This window comes from Paraburkholderia sp. J63 (assembly GCF_905220245.1).
Taxonomy (GTDB): Bacteria; Pseudomonadota; Gammaproteobacteria; order Burkholderiales; family Burkholderiaceae; genus Paraburkholderia.
This window is the reverse complement of the sequence record NZ_CAJMZF010000064.1, coordinates 1-18,348: the sequence shown is the minus strand read 5'-3', so window position 1 is coordinate 18,348 and position 18,348 is coordinate 1. Positions and strand designations below refer to the sequence as shown.

Sequence of the window (18,348 nt, the reverse complement as noted above, 5' to 3'; positions counted from 1 at the left end):
GGCAGGTTCAGCGCGAGCGCGCTATGCTTCGCAGCATTGCGCGCTCGCCGTCACCGCGAGCGCGCCGCACCGCCAGAGAGAGGAGCATTCGATGCAATATCGCCGTTTTGGCCATACCGGCCTTAGTGTTTCGCGTCTGTGTCTCGGTACGATGACCTTCGGCTTGCAGACCGAAGAAGACGTGTCCCGTCTCATTCTCGACAAGGCCGCCGACGCCGGCATCAACTTCATCGACACGGCCGACGTCTACCCGCTCGGCGGCGGAGAAACGCATGCCGGGCGCACCGAGGAGATCGTCGGGCGCTGGCTCAAGGGCCGGCGCGAGCGCTTCATCCTGGCGACCAAGGCCGTGGGCAAGGTCGGGCCGTCGCCGTGGGACCAGGGCGCGTCGCGCAAGCACTTGCTCGATGCCATCGACGCCTCGCTGCGACGCCTGGGCACCGACTACGTGGACCTCTACCAGCTGCACTCCGACGACCGGGATACGCCGCTCGACGAAACGCTCGAAGCGCTCGACACGATCGTGCGCGCGGGCAAGGCGCGCTATATCGGCGTGTCGAATTTCCTCGCTTACCGGCTCGCACGCGCACTCGGCCGCGCCGATGTGTTGCGCCTCGCGCGCTTCGTCTCGGTGCAGCCCCGCTACAACCTGCTGTTCCGCCAGATCGAGCGCGAGCTGCTGCCGCTCGCGGGCGAGGAGGGGCTCGCCGTGATTCCGTACAACCCGCTCGCGGGCGGTCTGCTGACGGGCAAGTACCGCGCGGACAGTGCGCCCGCCGAAGGGCGCTTCACGCAAAGCGTGGGCGTGGCCGGGAAGATGTATCACGACCGCTACTGGCACGAGCGCGAGTTCGAGACCATCGAGACGCTGCGCGGCATCGTCGGGCAGACCGGCCAGTCGCTCACGACCGCGTCGATCGCGTGGGTGCTGGCCAATCCGCACGTGACGTCGGCGCTCATTGGCGCGAGCAAGCCTGAGCAGCTCGATGCGTCGATCGCCGCCGCCGATCTCGAACTCGATCCCGAGTTGAAGACGCAACTCGATGACGCGAGCGCAGCGTATCGCCTTGGCGATGCCGCGCGCTGATTGTGAGTCAATAAGGCATCCGAAATAATCTGCTGGAAACGGGAAGGGGCGCCGCCATGCGTGCGCCCCTTCTTCGTTATTCCGGCAATCAAGCGGCTTTCAGGCGGCAATCAGGGTATCAACACCTGCCGCCCCACCACCTTGCCTTGAGCGAGCGCTTCGAGCGCCGCATTGATTTCGCCGAGCGGCCGGCTCGACACCGGCGAGGGCTGCATCTTCCCCTCGCGCATCAACGCGACGAGCTCGCGCAATTCGGGCAGCGAGCCCACATAGCTGCCTTCGATCTTGAGCGGCCGCATCGGAATGATCGGCAGCGAAAGCGTGATGTCGCCGCCCATCAAGCCGACTATCACCACGTGAGCGCCGCGCGTGCATGCATCGAGCGCGAGCCTCACGGTGGGCGTCGCGCCCACGAGATCGAGCACGGCGCGAGCACCGCCGCCCGTGGCTTTGACGACCTGCTCGACGGCATCGGGCGCACGCGAGTCGATGGCGGCGAGCGCGCCTTCCTTGAGCGCGGCCTCGCGCTTGGCGGCGTCCACGTCCACCACGATGGCGCCTTTCGCGCCCAGCGCCTTGAGCACCTCGATGGCCATCATGCCGAGACCGCCCGCGCCGATGATCACGACCGGACCTTCGTGGATGCGCGCGCCGAACTTCTTGATCGCGGAAAAGGTCGTGACGCCCGCGCACGCGAGCGGCGCGGCCTTCACGGGATCGAGGTTGCCGAGATCGACCAGATAGCGTGGATGCGGCACGATCACGTAGTCGGCGAAGCCGCCGTCGCGCATCACGCCGAGCGATTGCGGCTTCGCGCAGAGGTTTTCCTCGCCGCGCAGGCACGCGGCGCATTCCCCGCAGCCGATCCACGGATGCACGACCGCCATCGCGCCCGTCTGCACCTCGCCGGCCTCAGGGCCCGCCGCGACCACTTCACCGCAGATTTCGTGCGAGAGCGTGAGCGGCAGCTTGATGCCGCGGTCGGCGAGCGAGAGTTTCTTGCCGCCGCCCAGGTCGTAGTAGCCCTCCCAGATATGCAGGTCGGAATGGCAGAGTCCCGCGGCCTTCACGCGCACGAGCACCTCGGTGCCGCGCGGTTGCGGCGTCTCGCGCTGGACGAGTTCGAGCGGCTGACCGTGGTGGGTCACGCAATAACAACGCATCTGCATCGATGTCTCCGTTGGAGTGGGATGAAGCGGTGAGGCGATGTCGATTCGCTCACATCATAACGGATGCGTGACGAATTCGTCCGCTCGTTCGTTTTTTGTGGGGGCAGGTCGTGAGGGCCGGGCAGGCACGGCATGAAAGTTCGCACAACCGATGATTCGATGCGCGAAGCCACGCAGGACCATCGCATCGGAAAAGTTCGAAAAAGCGCCTGAATCAGGGAGCTATCGTGTCGAGTTGGTTGCATAGCTAACGACAACGGTTTATCCTGTGGCCATGTTCGATCAGTGTCTCTACTTCAACACGTCGGCGCTCGCCCGCCGGCTCGAACGCGAATGGACCGAAGCGTTCGAGCCTTTCGGCCTCACGCCGCCGCAGGGTTTCATGCTGCGCGCGGTGCTCGAGCGTCCCGGTTCGCTTCAGCGCGAGCTGGCGGATCTGCTCTCCATCGCGCGCCCCACGGCCACGCGCGTGCTCGACGGGCTCGAGGCGCGCGGCTACGTGGCGCGTCAGCGCACCGCCGGCGACCAGCGCGAGGTGGCGATCATGCCCACGCCGCAGGCCGCGTCGATACGCGAGGCGCTCAATCACGCGAGTGCGCAGGTCACGGGCCGCATCAAGCGCTCGCTGGGCGGCGAGGCGTTCGTGGATACCGTGAGCCGGCTGCGCACGGCGCGCGCGACGCTCGGCTGACACGCGGAATGCCGCTTGCGCTTCTACAGGCGTCTACAGACGCGCGGGAGGCACGCGGGCAGACGCGCCGTTGCCGCGCACATCATGGGTTTTGGAGTTTCATCATGCGGCGCATGGCTGCTTTCTTTATTTCGACGTGGCTCGCTGCCGCGATTCTCTATCTGGGCCGGCATTCGGTGCCGATGATGGCGCTGAGCGGCGTGGTGGTGTTCGCGGGGCTCGATCTGTTCCGCCCCGACCGCGCGAGCGCCGAGGGCGCGCGGGCCCGCGACGGCGGCAAGCGGCGCGACCGGTCGTGAAGTTGCGCCGGTCATGCCCCCGCGCTGGCGCCCATTAACGCGGGTTCAAAACGCCAGTTCAAGCCTCTTCGGCCCACGACATGTTCTCGCGCGCGAGCAGCGCCGAAGACGCGGCCGGCCCGAAAGTGCCCGCCGTATAGATGCGCGGGCGGTCGTTGAGCTCCTTCCAGCCGTCGAGAATCGGCTCCACCCAGCTCCAGGCGGCTTCGAGTTCGTCGCGGCGCATGAAGTGCGTGAGGCGTCCGCGAATCACGTCGACGAGCAGACGCTCATAGGCTTCCGCGCGGCGCTCGGGAATGGCCTGCTGCAGATCGAGATTCAGGTTCACCGGCAGCATGTTCATGCCGCTGCCCGGCTCTTTCGCGAGCATCTGCAACTGGATCGACTCTTCGGGCTGGAGCTGGATCACGAGCCGGTTGCCGTAATTGCGCGGCCCGCTCGGGAAGATCGAGAACGGCAGGTCCGCGAATTCGATCACGATCTCCGACTGGCGCTTCTGCATGCGCTTGCCCGTGCGCAGGAAGAACGGCACGTTGGCCCAGCGCCAGTTGTTGATGTGCGCGCGCAGCGCCACGAAGGTTTCCGCCTTGCTGTTCGCGGGCACGTTGTCTTCTTCGAGGTAGCCCTTCACGGGCTGGCCGTCCACGGCGCCCGCCGCGTACTGGCCGCGCACGGTGTCGCGCGCGATGTCGGCCACCGACATCGGCCGCAGCGAGCGCAGCACCTTGAGCTTTTCGTCGCGCACGGCGTCGGGGTCGAGCGAGACGGGCGGCTCCATCGCCACGATGCACAGCAGTTGCAGCAGGTGGTTCTGCACCATGTCGCGCAGCGCGCCGGTGTGGTCGTAGAAGCCCGCGCGGCTGCCTACGCCCACCGTCTCCGCCACCGTGATCTGCACGCTGCGGATATATGGCGCCTGCCACAGCGGCCCGAAGATCGGATTGCCGAAGCGCAGCACCATGAGGTTCTGCACCGTCTCCTTGCCCAGATAGTGGTCGATCCGGTAGATCTGCGATTCCGCGAAGTGGCGGCCCACCGAGGCGTTGATCTCCTGAGCCGAGGCGAGATCGTGGCCGAGCGGCTTCTCGAGCACGACGCGCGAATGCGAATCGAGCAGATGCGCGGCCGAGAGGTTGTCGCAGATCGTCGTGAAGAGCTCGGGCGAGGTCGAGAGATAGAACACGCGCAGCGCATGCTTGCGCGAGGCCTGCGCGAGATGCTCGTAATCGCCGCGCGCATTCACGTCGATGATCACGTACTGGAACAGGTTCAGATAGCGGTCCCACGCTTGTTCGTCGAAAGCTTTGGCGTCGATGAACGGACGCGACTGCTCCTCCATGAACGCGCGATAGTCGTCGATGGTCCAGTTCTTGCGGCCCACGGCGATGATGCGCGTATCGGGCGGCAGATTGCCGTGCAGATGCGCCATGTAGAGCGCGGGAAGCAGTTTGCGTGCGGCAAGGTCGCCTCCGCCGCCGAAGATGATCATGTCGACGGGCAGTTCGGGCGCGGCTTGGGCAGGCTGGTTCGTCATGGCAGGTCGCTCGGTTGTGGCGCGTTGAAAAACGCTAATGTTGCATGGTTTCGTGCAAGTTTGCACGTCTGACGCAGGCATTCGCACCCCGACCGCGCAGTCGGTGAACGGTTCGCGCAGGCACGGTCCGCGAATTGCGCGAATCGATCGAATTGGGCCGCATGCGCTGCACGCTTCGTGCAGGGCCCGTGCCGCGTACATCGATCGCGGGTATGCATGAGGCGTCGAAAGCGGCGCTTCACGCGAGGCCGGGCACCCGCACGCCGAAGGTCTGCAACAGCAGCAGCGCATTGAGCGCGAGCACGGCCACGGCGCCCAGCACCGCGAGCCATGCGAGCGCCGGGCCGCTGCGGTAGTGCCCCATGATGTCGCGCCGGCTCGTGAACCAGACGAGCGCCGCCATCGGGAACGGCAGCGCGAGACTCAGCACGACCTGGCTCGCGACGAGCGCCTCGGTGGCGTTCACGCCGAGGCCTACCACCGCGAAGCTCGGCGCCATCGTCACGAGGCGGCGCAGCCAGAGCGGAATCTGGAAGCCCACGAAGCCCTGCATGATCATCTGGCCCGCGAGCGTGCCCACCACCGAGCTCGAAATGCCCGAGGCGATCAGCGAAACGAGGAAGATGCTGGCCGCGGCCATGCCGAAGAGCGGCGCGAGCGTGTGCCAGGCAGTGCCGATTTCGGCGACGTCGGCGTGACCCAGATGAAAGGCCGCCGACGCCATGATGACCATCGCCATGTTGATGAGCCCCGCGAACGACAGCGCGATCACCACCTCGACGTTCGAGAAGCGCAACAGGCGCTTGCGCTCGGTGTCGTCGCGCGGCCGCACGCGCGCCTGGGTGAGCCCCGAGTGCAGAAAGAGCGCGTGCGGCATGACCGTGGCGCCCACGATGCCCACGGCGATCGTCACGGCCTGCGCGTCGGGCAGGCGCGGCGTGGCGAGATGCGCGGCTACGCCCGGCCAGTCGACGGGCGTGATGAAAAGCTCCAGCAGATAGCACAGGCCGATCAGGCCCACCAGCGCGCCGATCACGAGTTCGAGCGGCCGGAAGCCCGCGCGCTCGAAGAACAGCAGCCCATAGGTGACGAGCGCGGTGACGCCCATGCCCGCGAGCAGCGGCAGGTGCAGCAGCAGCGCGAGCCCGATCGCGCCGCCGAGGAATTCGGCGAGGTCGGTGGCCATGGCGGCGATCTCGCTCACGATCCACATGAGCCAGACGAGCGGCGCGGGCAGGCTCGCGCGGCACAGCTGCGCGAGATTGCAGCCGGTGACGATGCCGAGCTTCGCCGAGAGCGCCTGGAACAGCATGGCGACGAGATTCGCGAGCAGCACGACCCAGAGCAGCGTATAGCCGTAGCGCGCGCCCGCCTGGATGTTGGTCGCGAAATTGCCGGGGTCCATGTAGGCCACCGAGACGATCACGGCCGGCCCGGCGAGCGGCAGCAGCAGCGCGGCGCCGCGCCGGCGTCCTTCGAGCGCCTCGCGCACCTTGTGCGCCGTGCGCTCGGAGAGTCCGCCGGGTGGGTCATGCAGGTTGTCTTCGCGGGTGCGATGTTGCATGAATGCCTCGTCGAGGTTGGGCGGCCGCCGTTCGTGGGCCAACAATTTGCGGGCCAAAACAAAGGGCCAAAGCAGCGCGGCCCATGCGCGGCCCATGAAAAGCGCCTAAAAAAGGCGGCCGCGGAGCGTTTGCGCGTCATCGGAAAGCGATCGTCGTGCGTTAAGGGAATGTCCCGCGCGCCGGATATCGCTGCCCGGTTTCACTGAGATTTCGTCTGGCTTTCGCCCTGTTTGCGGCGCACCAGTCTCTATCTCAGCACAAACCGGCTCCGCGCGTGCTTTCTCCGGATGCGGCCTCTTGGCTGCGCCGGCTTAACTCCTGACGAAATGCCCAATTTCCCGATGCTCACTCATACCCGGCACCGCGTTGCAGGGGCGGTGCTCCTCGGCTCGCTCGCGTTTAGCGCACTGGCTCACGCCGGCGGCAACGCCAACGCCAATGTCAATGCCAACGACAAGGTCATCGTGCTCGATTCCGGCGAAGCGCAGCTCTCGCTCATCGACGAGGCGAGCCGCAGCGTGGTCGGCACCGAGCCCACCGGCAAGGAGCCGCATCACCTGATGATCACGCCCGACGGGCAATCGCTCATCGTGGCCGATTCGGTCTCGAACGACCTGATGTTCCTCGACCCGCACACGGGCAAGGTGCAGCGCCGCGTGGAGGGCATCGAAGACCCGTACCAGCTCGGCTTCTCGCCCGACCACAAGTGGTTCGTCACGGCGGGCCTGCGGCTCGACCGCGTGGACATCTACAGCTACAACGGCCATGACGTCACGCTCGTGAAGCGCATTCCTCTCGCGAAGACGCCGAGCCACATCAACTTCTCGTCGGACAGCAAGACCGCGTTCGTGACGCTGCAGGACACCGGCGAAGTGGCCGCAATCGACCTGGCCACGCAGACCGTGCTCTGGAAGCTGCATGTGGGCAGCACGCCCGCGGGCCTCTGGATGACGCCCGGCGACAAGTACCTGCTCGTGGGCATGACCGGTGAGGACGACGTGGCCGTGGTGGACTGGCACAACCGCACGCTCGTGAAGAAGATCCAGACGGGCCGCGGCGCGCACAACTTCCGCAATCTCGACGACGGCAAGCACGTGGCCGTCTCGAACCGCGTGGAAAGCACCATCAGCATTCTCGACTACACCACGCTCACCAAGGTGGCCGACATTACGGGCCTGCGCCCCGGCCCCGACGACATGGAACTTTCCGCCGACAAACGCTATCTGTGGGTTACGTTCCGCTTCGCGAAGCACGTGGGCATCATCGACCTGACGACGCGCAAGCTGATCGACACGATCGCCGTGGGCCGCTCGCCGCACGGCATCTACTTCGCAAACAGCGCGCCGGTGTATGCGCCCAATCCTGACTGAAGGCCGGGAGACACGATGCTCGACATGTTGCTGACGCAAGCCGACAACCTCGTTTCGTGGCTGCAGACGCTCGTCTACGTGGACGTGGTGCAGCCGATCTTCTACAAAGTCGGCCTGATGGGCTACGACGAGGACACCTACGACGCGCTCTACTGGGTGATCGTGGGCGTGCTGCAGATTGGCGCGTCGTATCTGCTGCTGCGTCCGCTCGAGGCGCTGCGCCCGGCCGAGCAATGGCGCGACCGCAGGGCGCTGCGCGCCGACGTCTGGTACACGTGGATCGCGAAGCTAGGGATCCTGAACATCGCGTTCTTCTTCATGCTCACGCCGCTGTTCAATCACTGGCAGAGCCTGATGGCGATCCACAACGTGCCCAACATCGACGTGGACAGCCTCTGGCCCGGCGTGACCGACAAGCCGTTCGTCTCGTTCCTGATCTATCTGATCGCGCTCGATTTCGCGGGCTACTGGTATCACCGCTGGCAGCACCGCTTCGGCGTGTGGTGGGAGCTGCACGCGGTGCATCACAGCCAGCAGCAGATGTCGCTCTGGTGCGACGATCGCAATCATTTCATCGACGACATCGTGCAGGCCGCGTTCTTCGCGGGCATCTCGCTGTTCATCGGCGTGCCGCCTTCGCAGTTCGTCGTGCTCATCGCCGTGGGCAACTTCCTGCAGAGCGTGCAGCACGTCAATGCGCGGCTCGAATTCGGCTGGCTGCTCGAGCGCATCCTCGTGAGCCCGGCGTTCCATCGCCGCCATCACGCGATTGGCTATGGCCATGAGGGCACGCGCTACGGCTGCAACTTCGGCGTGCTGTTTCCGTGGTGGGACGTGATGTTCCGCACGGCCTCGTGGAGCAAGGCGCCCGAGCCCACCGGCATCCGCGAGCAATTGCCCGCGCCGCAAGGCCGCGACGTGAACTACGGCGAGGGGCTGATCGCCCAGCAATGGCTCGCGCTCGTGCGCATCGGCCGGCGTCTCGCCGGCAAGGGCTATCCGCTGGGCGGACAGGCGCGCTGACTGGCGGCCTTGCGGTTTTCATTGCTTTCGTTCTCTTCGCGAGGCGGCTTGATGCCGCCTCGTTTCACATCGGCGCTTGGGCGAGGTTCGCTTGAGGGCGCTTCGGGCCGCAGCGGCGCGCCGGATGCGATAATCGCGGATTGTCCCCACACACAACGCGCGCGAGCCGCTGCGCCTTTGGCAAAGCGGTGCGTCCCAGCTCGAAGCAGGAGAGCACCTTGAGCCGTATCGACAATCCGCAGCACGACCAGGAAGTCGGTTTCGCCGACGCCACCGAAGATTCCACCCGCATCGACGACGTGCGCATCGGCGCGGTGCGTCCGCTCATCTCGCCCGCGCTGCTGCTCGACGAGCTGCCTGTGCCGCAGGCCACGCAGACGCTCGTGGAAACGAGCCGCGCGCAAATCGGCGAGGTGCTCGCGCATCGCGACGACCGCGTCGTGGTGGTGGTCGGGCCGTGCTCGATCCACGACCACGACCAGGCGATCGAATACGCGAAGCGGCTCAAGCAGGACGCCGACCGGCTCAAGGACGACCTGCTCGTCGTGATGCGCGTGTACTTCGAGAAGCCGCGCACGACCGTGGGCTGGAAGGGCTATATCAACGACCCGCGTCTCGACGGGAGCTTCCGCATCAACGAGGGCTTGCGCGCCGCGCGCCAGCTGCTGCTCGACATCAACGCGCTCGGCCTGCCCACCGGCACCGAATTCCTCGACTTGCTGAGCCCGCAGTACATCGCCGACCTCGTGGCATGGGGCGCGATCGGCGCGCGCACGACCGAGAGCCAGAGCCATCGGCAACTGGCCTCGGGGCTCTCGTGCCCGATCGGCTTCAAGAACGGCACGGACGGCGGCGTGCAGATCGCCGCGGACGCCATCGTCGCGGCGCGCGCGAGCCACGCGTTCATGGGCATGACGAAAATGGGCATGGCCGCGATCTTCGAGACGCGCGGCAACAACGACTGTCACGTGATCCTGCGCGGCGGCAAGAGCGGGCCGAACTACGACGCGGCATCGGTGGCGGCGAGCGCCGCGGCGCTCGCGAAGGCGGGGCTGCGCGAACACGTCATGATCGATTGCTCGCATGCGAATTCGAGCAAGCAGCACCGGCGCCAGATCGACGTCGCGCAGGACATCGGCGCGCAGCTCGCGGGCGGCGAGGAGCGCATCGTGGGCGTGATGATCGAGAGCCATCTGGAAGAAGGGCGCCAGGATCTCACGCCGGGCTTGCCGCTCCAGCGCGGCGTGTCGATCACGGATGCCTGCATCAGCTGGGCGCAGACGCAGCCGGTGCTGGAGTCGCTGGCGGAGGCGGTGCGGGCGCGCAGGGAAAAGCGGGCGGCATCGAAAAGCAGATCAACGATACCCGGCAGCTCAAGGAGCAGCTAATGGGTGAGTTGGCATCGTGGATCGAGCAACACCACCTGAAACAGGCCGAGGCGGCGGAAATTCTAATGGTGTCCCGTCCACGCGTATCGGACGTGGTGAACTGGAAGACCGCCAGGTTCACCATCGACGCGCTGGTCGAAATGCTGAGCCGCATTGGCAAACCTGTTCGCCTTGCAATCGGCTGATAAGACTGGAACTCGAGTGGTGGCGCGACGGGCCCAGGTCGCGCAGGTGCGTATTCCCGCAAGGGTACCGGCAATTACTCAATCGTCGATCGTTTCATGCGTCGCCTGCGCGCCGCGCCGCCAGTACGCCGACGCGCGAATGCGCTTTTTGTCGACGCCGCGCTCGTTGCACAGATGCGCCCTCACGGCGCGGATCGACGAGGCTTCGCCGGCGGCCCACACGTAGCCTTCGCCGGGCGGCAACCAGACTTCCTGCACGGCGTCCGCGAGCGGTTGATCCGATTCGGATTCCTCACGATAGCACCAGATCGCATAGAGATCGGCTTCGGTGGGCAGCGCGATGCGTGCCGCGCGGTTCTCCACTTCCACGACCACCGCGACGCGCGTACCGACGGGCAGTTCGGCGAGGCGGCGCTGGATGGCGGGCAGCGCCGTTTCGTCGCCGATCAGCAGATGCCAGTCGTAGCCCGTGGGGATCACCATCGAGCCGCGCGGACCGCCCACGCCGAGGTACTGGCCCGGCTGCGCCTGCGCTGCCCATGCCGTGGCGGGGCCCGCTTCGTGCAGCGCGAATTCGAGGTCGAGTTCGTTGGCGGCGGCGTCGAAGCGGCGCGGCGTGTAATCGCGCGCGGCGGGGCGCTCGACGCCTTCGGGAAAGACGATGCCGTCGGGACCGAGGCTCGGCAGCACGGGCGTTTCTGCGCCCTCGGACGGGAAGAATACTTTCAGGTGATCGTCGAACGACGCCGACACGAAGTCGCTCAGATCGCCCGTGAGCGTCACGCGCACGAGCGCGGGCGACAGCGGCTCGACGCGCGTGACGCGCAGCAAACGAAATTTCAACGGATGTCGTACGCGGACGACTTCAAGGGGGTTCTGGTTGTGCATCTGTGGCTCCGATGGGGCGGATAGGGTGGCGTTCGGACGCTGGGTCGCGGATAACGTGCCTGCACTCAGGCGCCGCTGCTTTCCGCGCCGTTCTCGATTTCGCGGGTGGCGCGCGCGAGGATCGCCGCGATGCGGCGCTGCTCGTCGGGCGAGGCGTCCGTGCGGCGCAGCAGGGCGCGCTTGAGCGCGTGGCGCGCTTCGATCAGCTCGCGCACCCAGCCGGTGCCTTCGGCGGGATCTTCTCCGGCGAAGGCGCGGCGCATGACTTCCATCTTGCGGCCGAAATGCGTGAGCTTCGCGAGGATCAGGTCGGCGCGCTCGCGATTGGCCTCCAGATACGCGCGGCCTTCTTCCGATAGTTCGTAGCGCTTACGATTGCCTTCGAGCGTGACGCTGACGTAGCCAAGTTCTTCGAGGTAGGTGAGCGCCGGGTAGACCATGCCGGGGCTCGGGCTGTAGAAGCCGTTCGAGCGCGCATCGAGCGCCTTGATGAGCTCGTAGCCGTGGCTCGGGCGCTCGGCCAGCAGCACGAGCAGCATCAATTGCAGATCTTCGGACGTGAACTTGCGGGCGCGGCCGAAGCCGTCGCCATTGCCGCCGAAACCGCCAAAGCCGCGGCCGAAGCCTTCACCGAAGCGATCGCCGAAATCGCCGTGGCCTTCGCCACCGCGATGGCGGCTCATGGCGTGGCGCAGCGCGTGCATCGGGTGACGCATCGCAAAGCGGACGTCGGCGAAATCGTCGTCGGCATCGGATTGAAAAACGGGGTCGAAACAGGCGCGAGCGACGCGGGCGTGGCGCCAGAAATAACCGAAAGCATGATGGTGGCGCATGGGGCCTCCTTCTCTGAGTGTCTTAAAACATGTCTTAAGATATATATCTTAAGAGCGTTTGTCAAAGAAAATCTGAAGAGGGTATCGGCGCACAACAGAGTGTGCGGGAACGCAGAAATTCTCGATGCGGCGCACAATCCCAGTGACTTTATGCTATCGAAATACTTGATTCGATAACCTTGGTCGTGCTGTTCTTGCGCGATGGGAGGGCGTAAGTTGCCAAACGGAGGCGCTGGCGCTACCTCGCGCAGTAATATTTAGGGTCCGACGTCCCGTGCGTGGATGCTATGAAGTTTGGCAGCGGTAGTTTGCTAACAACCGGATTTAGAGTTTTTCGCCGACGCCTCGACCTTGCCCGTCTCGCGAGGAGCATGGTGTCGTCTGGTGGCGGCCAGCGGAGTAAGGGTTGAGCCCGTCCGGGCAAATCGTCGACGGCGAAAAACTCCAGGCACAATGCGTAGCTTCGACAGCTGAGAACTGATGGCCGCTTTCAGTACGCGTCATTGCCGCGACGCCCGCCGGGTGTGGGCAGGGCGGCAGGCCCGGCGTGCTGCGATGCGAATTGTGTTTCGCCTTCGTTTGCTAAGGGTGGGCGCTAAATTACAGCCACTACGGACTCGAGCCCGGAGGCGGGCGCCTCGAGGCATTGCGAGTCTTCCCCGGCCATAAGCGGACCCTCACCAGCCCCGTATCATTGCCATTCAAGAGGCTGCTTCTCAAGTGGAAGTGGTCATCCATCGCCCCGATCCCGCGCCGCTCCCGTGACACGACGGTTGTCTTGAACATTTTCCGTCGCGATATGAGAATGGCCGCGTTGTCTTATGTAGGCTCGGACGGTTCCTTGCTTCAGACTCTATCCTGATCAACTAGGTCGGTTGACATCGTCATGGCATCTCAATTCGAAATGAGCGCAACCCTGGTCGGTGCGCTTTCGCTGCGGGCGATCAAATCATTTCTCGCTGCTGCCAGATTCAGGAGTTTTACCGGGGCGGCCAATGCATTGAGCGTGACCCCCGCGGCCGTAAGCAAACAGGTGCGGGAACTTGAGGACTACCTTGGGACAACGTTGTTTGTCCGCTCAGGCAGAACCGTCGCATTGACGGCCGATGGGGAGATGTTCAAGGATGCCGCCCAACTCTCGCTGATCAATATCCATCAGGCCGCCGAACGCCTGCGCAAGAAAATTCCCGCCAGGCAGACGCTGACCGTGTGCTGTTCGCCTGCGTTCTCAGCGCTGTGGCTCCACAGGCGATTACCCGAATTCCTTCGAGAGGCCCCGGATATCGAACTCACCGTGCTGGCCACGCAGAATTTCGTTTCGATGGAAGGGGGCGTGCGCCCGGACGTATACATCGCCAAGCTGGCCAGCTTGCGCGACGGTTACGACAGCGAGCACCTGTTCGACGACGAGGTCTATCCGGTTTGCTCTCCGCAATATCTGGAGCGCCACGGCCCGATCGAGGCGCCTGAAGCACTGCTCGACATGTCGCTGCTCGATCTCAGTGCCTACGGTCGATCGCAAATCTCCGAGCATATCGACTGGAGAGTCTGGCTGTCGCTGCATGACGTGGACACGAGTTGGTGCGCCGACATCCCGCGGCAGTTGTTCACCAGCAACGACTATCCGGCGATCGTCCAGTTGGCCGTGGCACATCAGGGAGTGGTGTTGGGCTGGCATCATCTCATCGGGCACCTGGTCGATAGCGGCGAACTGGTGCGTCCGCTACCGCACAAGATTGTGATGAGGAATCGCGGCCACTACCTCTCAGTTCGGAAGGACAAGGCCGACACCCCTGTGTGCAAACGCTTCTGCCAGTGGATCAGACAGCATCTCGCCCAGCAATCTTCAACCAAAAGTTGAAGGAATGCCGGAGGAAATGTCGTTTTGGTTCCCGGTGAAACCAGCATAGATTTCTCTTTACGCCGCTCAGCGGCAGCGATACGAAAGAGGAAATCAGCTCATGGGTTTCAAGAGAAGCATCCATGCTGTGGAGACCCATTCGGGTATCCCCATGCGCGTCGTGACCGGCGGCATCCCGCATATTCCTGGCGACACCGTCCAGGCCAAGATGAAATGGCTGGAGGCCAATGACGACGGACTGCGCAAGCTGTTACTGCGCGAGCCGCGCGGCTACCCGGCCCACTGCTGCAACATCATCGTGCCTCCCTGTCACCCGGAAGCGGATGCGGGCTACATCATCCTGGAGCAGGTCGAGTACCCGATGATGTCGGGCGGCAACACCATCTCTGTGGTGACCGTACTACTGGAAATGGGCATGCTTCCGATGCATGAGCCGGTGACTGAATTGACGCTGGAAGCGCCGGCCGGACTGATCCGCATCACCGCGGAGTGCAGGAACGGTAAGGTCAAGAGCGTGAAGTTCACGAACGTACCGGCATTTGCCGCGCATCTCGATGCCGTGATCGACGTGCCGCATCTGGGCGCGGTGCGAGTGGATGTCGGCTGGGGCGGCATGTTCTACGCCATCGCCGACGTGCGACAGTTTCCGGGGCTCGAACTCAAGCCCGAACATGGCAAGGAGATCACGCGGGTCTCCGCCATGATCCGGCAGGCCGCCATCGAACAGCTACCGGTTGCGCATCCCGACTATCCGGGCGTCGGCATCACGATTTCCCAGCTCTCGGGACCTACGGACGACCCGCGGGCCGACTGGAAGAACGCGGTAACCATGCCCACCGGGCCGCTCTCATGGGACGATCCGGCCACCTGGACCGGCGCGATCGACCGTTGCCCCTGCGGCACTGGCACCTGCGCCAAGATGGCCGTGCTGCACGCCAGGGGCGAACTGCCGCTGCACCAGGACTTCCGGCATCAGGGCATCCTCGGCACCGTCTTCACCGGCCGCCTGGAGGAGACGACCCGGATCGGCGAGCAGGCAGCCGTGGTACCGACGCTGGCCGGCACCAGCTGGATCCAGGGCATCCACACTATCGTGCTGGATCACGACGATCCGTTTCCCGAGGGCTACACCCTTGGAGACATCTGGCCGAAACAGTAGGAACGGTACGCATGCAGATCATTTCCGCGCAGCAGATCCAGTCGGTACTGGACTGGGACGGTGTTCTCGACGCCTTGTACCGCGGGCACTCCGGCTCCCGGCCCACCGGCGACAGTTACTTCATCGGGGATTCGAGTTTCGGCCTGTTCAGCCGCGGCGTGATCCTGCCGGGCAAGGGTGCCGGGGTCAAAATCGCCTCGATCCATCCGGCCAACGGCGCTGCCGATCCTCCCTTACCGACGGAGCAGGCTGCGTTTCTGGTTCTGGACGAGCGTACCAAGGGGCTCGTCGCCCTGCTGGACGGCCCCGAAATCACGCGATGGAAGACCGCGGCCGATTCCGCCCTCGCGGCACAACGGCTGAGCAGCGAGTACAGCGAGGTCCTGCTGGTCCTGGGCGCGGGTCCGGTGGCACGGTCCTTGACGGACGCTTACCTGCACATCCGACCATCTATCCGCGAAGTGTTGTTGTGGAATCGCACGCCGTCGAAGCTGGAAACCGCGCGCGGGGCGCTCGAAGCAAGACACGTCCGGGTACGGATCGTCGAGGACCTCGATGCTGCGGTCGCCAGCGCCGACATCATTGTCGCCGCCACCAGCGCAACCACGCCCTTGATTCTGGGCAAGTACGTTCGTCCTGGTACCCATGTGGATCTGGTAGGCGGATACCGGCCCGACATGCAAGAGGCTGATTGCGATGTATTCCGGGGTGCCCGGATTTTCGTGGACGATCGCCAGAATGCTTCCGGGGCGGGCGACATCCAGATCCCGATGCGAGCGGGCGTGATTGGGGAGAGCGACATCGAGGGCGATCTGTTCGATCTGTGCAGGATGCAGGCATTCCATCGCTCGGCCGGGGACCGGACGGTTTACAAGAATGCCGGCGGTGCGCACCTGGATCTGATTGTCAGTCAGTATGTTGTCGAGCAATTAAAAGCAAGCTAGCGGCGTCCGATGTCGATCGCAACGAAGGTATCAGAGAACGACGGCGACGTGCTTTACAGGATAGACACCGGTCTCAATCGGTGCGGATTCAAACAGTAACGCGTGACATCCTATATTTATCGAATCGTAGTGAAATAATAATTAGTAGTGCATATATAAGACCATTAGGTGCGACTATGTCGCGAGGAAATTTGAGGAAGAACGGGGAGGAGTCTGGTTGATGGGCGGTATAATTTCTCCAGATATTTTGCATGTTTCGCTGTCAATGTACTAAGCAAGCGCTCTGCATTTCTGGATTGGATCGTTTAATTTTTCTCCGTCGAATTGCCATTCTGGTCTGAAATTCGGCAAATTGAACATTTATTGAATGGGTGCCTATCATGCGAAAAACCCTTTTATCCATCCTCGTCACCACTATCCTTTCCGGAATGGCAGGTGGGGCTCTCGCGCAACAAGTTGTGAAGATAGGCATCTCTGCGCCACTGACCGGCATCGGTGCAGCGAACGGCAAAGACATGGAGAACGGCGCACGCCTTGCAATTGAAGAGGCGAATGCGCAGCATCTTAATATTGGTGGCCAGGAGGTCAAGTTCGAACTTGATTCCGTTGACGACCAGGGCGACCCACGAATTGGTGTCCAGGTGGCACAAAAGCTGGTCGACGACGGAGTGGCTGCAACCATCGGCTACTACAATTCTGGCGTCGCCCTGCCGTCTGCGCCCATCTTTGCGAAAGCCGGTATTCCGCTGCTTGATCCTGCTGCGACCAATCCGCAAATCACGCGCCTTGGACTCTCGAACGTGTTCAGGATCATCGCCACTGACGTCCAAAACTCGGGCAATGCCGGTAAATATGCCGTCACCGTAACAAAGGCGAAGCGAATTACAACTATGGATGATCGCACTGCCTTTGGATCGGGCGCCGTCGAAGAGTTCAAGAAGGCTGTTCAGGCGGCAGGGGGATCGATCGTCACCTCTGAATACACAAACGACAAAGCCGTTGAATTTAATGCGCTATTGACGAATATAAAAGCGGCGAACGCAGACCTGCTATTTTTCTCTGGTAGTAATTCCCAGGCAGGCCTGATCGCGAAGCGTATGAAACAGCTTAGGATGCACACCCAGTTCGTCGGCAGTGGAGGCATCGCGGATACTGTCTTTATCCAGTCGGCCGGAGAGGCTGCGGATGGATCGATGGCATGGGAGTATGGACGCCCGATTGACTCTCTGCCAGCAGGCCGAGCATTCGTCCAGAAATACAAGAAGCGGTTCGGCACGGACCTGCTCACTTATTCACCGTTCTCCTATGACTGCGCGTGGATAGCCATCGACGCGATGAAAAAGGCAGGCTCGACAAACCCGGCCGTCTTTATGTCGGCGCTTCGCTCGACCCAATATGATGGGATCACAGGCCACATTTCATTTGACAAGATTGGCGATCTGACCAATCCCACCTCAACGCTGTATCAGGTCAAAAACGGAAAATGGGTCCCCGTAACAACAATCGGGTCAAGGTAAGCAAGCAGAAACCGATGGCCTCCTGTGCCAGGGTACGAGAAGCCTGAGTTGGGAAAATTTAGCGCTCACCACCGCTTCGTCCGAGGGATAAAGTGGACCCCACAGTCAAGACTGACCTTGCCCCTGTTTGACGAATCCCATAGCTGAATCTATCAGGCCGCCTGTCCTCGCTGAGCGGCGACCCAATTCTGCTGCAATACTGGCTGCCACGGTCGCTATGCACAATCACGCCAGCTTCGGGGCGGCGCCGGAACCAGGCCATGCGCAGCGCGTCCGTCACCAACCCGGCCTTCATATGTGGCTGCATCGACCAGCCCACCACCTGACGGCTGAACAGGTCGATTATGAAGGCCAGATACAGCCAACCTTCGGCCGTCGCCACATAGGTGATGTCGCTCGTCCAGACCTGATTTGGCGCTGCCGCCGTGAAGTTGCGCTCCAACAGGTTCGGCGCGACCGGCAAGTTGTGATTCGAGTTCGTCGTCGCGATGTACTTGCGTCTGTGCCGCGCGCGGATACCATGCTGCGCCATCAGCTTGCGAACTCGCTCCTTGCCCACGCGTACGCCGCGTGCAACCAGTTCTTTCCACATGCGCGGCCAACCGTATTCGCCCTTGACCTGCGCATGAATCGCCTTGATGTGCGCCAGCAGTGCGTCGTTGCTCAAGCGGCCTCGGTGCGGCTTGTTCTGCGCGGCACGTTGCCGCCGCTGATGAAAGCCGCTGGGGCTCACTGCGAGTACTTCGCATAACACCGAAATCGGCCAGTGACGGCGATTTCGTTCGATGAAGGCGTACTTCACGTCGACTCCTTCGCGAAGTACGCACAGGCCTAT

The 18,348-nt window shown here is 63.6% G+C and carries 15 protein-coding genes and 2 pseudogenes; 11 read left to right on the top strand and 6 right to left on the bottom strand.

The annotated features are described in order from the left end of the window. Positions 1-91: 91 nt before the first annotated feature. Positions 92-1,087 (top strand): aldo/keto reductase, encoded by a 996-nt coding sequence (locus tag U5775_RS36175; RefSeq protein WP_322062931.1) that lies wholly within the window; start codon positions 92-94, stop codon positions 1,085-1,087. A gap of 110 nt (positions 1,088-1,197) precedes the next feature. Here the strand turns inward: U5775_RS36175 and U5775_RS36170 are convergent, their stop codons facing one another. After that, positions 1,198-2,250 carry an alcohol dehydrogenase gene (locus U5775_RS36170; protein WP_322062946.1) on the bottom strand — a complete coding sequence of 351 codons (1,053 nt, stop codon included), beginning with the start codon at positions 2,248-2,250 and terminating at the stop codon, positions 1,198-1,200. Positions 2,251-2,530: 280 nt separating this feature from the next. Here U5775_RS36170 and U5775_RS36165 point away from each other — a divergent pair, with 280 nt between their 5' ends. Beyond that, complete coding sequence (locus U5775_RS36165) at positions 2,531-2,947, top strand: MarR family winged helix-turn-helix transcriptional regulator (protein ID WP_322062930.1); 417 nt, start codon at positions 2,531-2,533, stop codon at positions 2,945-2,947. Positions 2,948-3,051: 104 nt separating this feature from the next. Next, positions 3,052-3,246, top strand: a complete 195-nt coding sequence (locus U5775_RS36160) for a hypothetical protein (RefSeq protein WP_322062947.1) — start codon at positions 3,052-3,054, stop codon at positions 3,244-3,246. 58 nt (positions 3,247-3,304) lie between these two features. Here U5775_RS36160 and zwf read toward each other — a convergent pair whose 3' ends face one another. Both zwf and U5775_RS36150 read right to left on the bottom strand, forming a co-directional pair. Further along, positions 3,305-4,780 carry a glucose-6-phosphate dehydrogenase gene (zwf, locus tag U5775_RS36155; protein ID WP_322062929.1) on the bottom strand — a complete coding sequence of 492 codons (1,476 nt, stop codon included), beginning with the start codon at positions 4,778-4,780 and terminating at the stop codon, positions 3,305-3,307. Positions 4,781-5,018: 238 nt separating this feature from the next. Then, positions 5,019-6,344 (bottom strand): Nramp family divalent metal transporter, encoded by a 1,326-nt coding sequence (locus tag U5775_RS36150; RefSeq protein ID WP_322062928.1) that lies wholly within the window; start codon positions 6,342-6,344, stop codon positions 5,019-5,021. A 342-nt stretch (positions 6,345-6,686) separates the two neighbouring features. Between U5775_RS36150 and U5775_RS36145 the strand changes: the two genes are divergently transcribed. The 4 genes and pseudogenes from U5775_RS36145 to U5775_RS36130 all read left to right on the top strand — a co-directional run. Then, the gene (locus tag U5775_RS36145; protein ID WP_322062927.1) at positions 6,687-7,715 is read left to right on the top strand and encodes a YncE family protein; all 1,029 of its coding nucleotides are present in this window, start codon (positions 6,687-6,689) and stop codon (positions 7,713-7,715) included. A 15-nt stretch (positions 7,716-7,730) separates the two neighbouring features. Beyond that, complete coding sequence (locus U5775_RS36140; RefSeq protein WP_322062926.1) at positions 7,731-8,738, top strand: sterol desaturase family protein; 1,008 nt, start codon at positions 7,731-7,733, stop codon at positions 8,736-8,738. A gap of 218 nt (positions 8,739-8,956) precedes the next feature. Then, positions 8,957-10,126, top strand: coding sequence for a 3-deoxy-7-phosphoheptulonate synthase (locus U5775_RS36135; RefSeq protein WP_322062925.1), 1,170 nt, complete (start codon positions 8,957-8,959; stop codon positions 10,124-10,126). Further along, a pseudogene (locus tag U5775_RS36130) lies at positions 10,084-10,311 on the top strand (helix-turn-helix domain-containing protein); the annotation flags it as partial. The gene U5775_RS36135 and the pseudogene U5775_RS36130, both read left to right, overlap by 43 nt. 78 nt (positions 10,312-10,389) lie before the next feature. Here the strand turns inward: U5775_RS36130 and U5775_RS36125 are convergent. Further along, positions 10,390-11,199, bottom strand: a complete 810-nt coding sequence (locus U5775_RS36125; RefSeq protein WP_322062924.1) for a siderophore-interacting protein — start codon at positions 11,197-11,199, stop codon at positions 10,390-10,392. Positions 11,200-11,264: 65 nt separating this feature from the next. Next, positions 11,265-12,032: a PadR family transcriptional regulator gene (locus U5775_RS36120; RefSeq protein WP_415913740.1), complete on the bottom strand. Its 768-nt coding sequence runs from the start codon at positions 12,030-12,032 to the stop codon at positions 11,265-11,267. An 886-nt stretch (positions 12,033-12,918) separates the two neighbouring features. On the opposite strand from U5775_RS36120, the gene U5775_RS36115 reads away from it, so the two are divergent. From U5775_RS36115 to U5775_RS36100, 4 genes are all read left to right on the top strand, one after another. After that, complete coding sequence (locus U5775_RS36115; RefSeq protein WP_322062923.1) at positions 12,919-13,893, top strand: LysR substrate-binding domain-containing protein; 975 nt, start codon at positions 12,919-12,921, stop codon at positions 13,891-13,893. 100 nt (positions 13,894-13,993) lie between these two features. Beyond that, positions 13,994-15,052, top strand: coding sequence for a proline racemase family protein (locus tag U5775_RS36110; RefSeq protein ID WP_322062922.1), 1,059 nt, complete (start codon positions 13,994-13,996; stop codon positions 15,050-15,052). An 11-nt stretch (positions 15,053-15,063) separates the two neighbouring features. Continuing rightward, on the top strand, positions 15,064-15,996 hold the full coding sequence (locus U5775_RS36105; protein ID WP_322062921.1) for an ornithine cyclodeaminase: 933 nt from the start codon (positions 15,064-15,066) through the stop codon (positions 15,994-15,996). 428 nt (positions 15,997-16,424) lie between these two features. Beyond that, positions 16,425-17,513 (top strand): branched-chain amino acid ABC transporter substrate-binding protein, encoded by a 1,089-nt coding sequence (locus U5775_RS36100; RefSeq protein ID WP_322062944.1) that lies wholly within the window; start codon positions 16,425-16,427, stop codon positions 17,511-17,513. Positions 17,514-17,703: 190 nt separating this feature from the next. On the opposite strand, the pseudogene U5775_RS36095 reads toward U5775_RS36100, so the two are convergent. Beyond that, positions 17,704-18,348, bottom strand: a pseudogene (locus U5775_RS36095) (IS3 family transposase); the annotation flags it as partial.

Bases quoted from the DNA above. Each gene is read 5' to 3' on its own strand.
- U5775_RS36150 (WP_322062928.1), bottom strand. From the start codon at position 6,344: ATGCAACATCGCACCCGCGAAGACAACCTGCATGACCCACCCGGCGGA.
- U5775_RS36165 (WP_322062930.1), top strand. From the start codon at position 2,531: ATGTTCGATCAGTGTCTCTACTTCAACACGTCGGCGCTCGCCCGCCGG.
- zwf (WP_322062929.1), bottom strand. From the start codon at position 4,780: ATGACGAACCAGCCTGCCCAAGCCGCGCCCGAACTGCCCGTCGACATG.
- U5775_RS36100 (WP_322062944.1), top strand. From the start codon at position 16,425: ATGGCAGGTGGGGCTCTCGCGCAACAAGTTGTGAAGATAGGCATCTCT.
- U5775_RS36170 (WP_322062946.1), bottom strand. From the start codon at position 2,250: ATGCGTTGTTATTGCGTGACCCACCACGGTCAGCCGCTCGAACTCGTC.
- U5775_RS36175 (WP_322062931.1), top strand. From the start codon at position 92: ATGCAATATCGCCGTTTTGGCCATACCGGCCTTAGTGTTTCGCGTCTG.
- U5775_RS36160 (WP_322062947.1), top strand. From the start codon at position 3,052: ATGCGGCGCATGGCTGCTTTCTTTATTTCGACGTGGCTCGCTGCCGCG.
- U5775_RS36125 (WP_322062924.1), bottom strand. From the start codon at position 11,199: ATGCACAACCAGAACCCCCTTGAAGTCGTCCGCGTACGACATCCGTTG.
- U5775_RS36110 (WP_322062922.1), top strand. From the start codon at position 13,994: ATGGGTTTCAAGAGAAGCATCCATGCTGTGGAGACCCATTCGGGTATC.
- U5775_RS36140 (WP_322062926.1), top strand. From the start codon at position 7,731: ATGCTCGACATGTTGCTGACGCAAGCCGACAACCTCGTTTCGTGGCTG.
- U5775_RS36115 (WP_322062923.1), top strand. From the start codon at position 12,919: ATGGCATCTCAATTCGAAATGAGCGCAACCCTGGTCGGTGCGCTTTCG.
- U5775_RS36120 (WP_415913740.1), bottom strand. From the start codon at position 12,032: ATGCGCCACCATCATGCTTTCGGTTATTTCTGGCGCCACGCCCGCGTC.
- U5775_RS36145 (WP_322062927.1), top strand. From the start codon at position 6,687: ATGCTCACTCATACCCGGCACCGCGTTGCAGGGGCGGTGCTCCTCGGC.
- U5775_RS36105 (WP_322062921.1), top strand. From the start codon at position 15,064: ATGCAGATCATTTCCGCGCAGCAGATCCAGTCGGTACTGGACTGGGAC.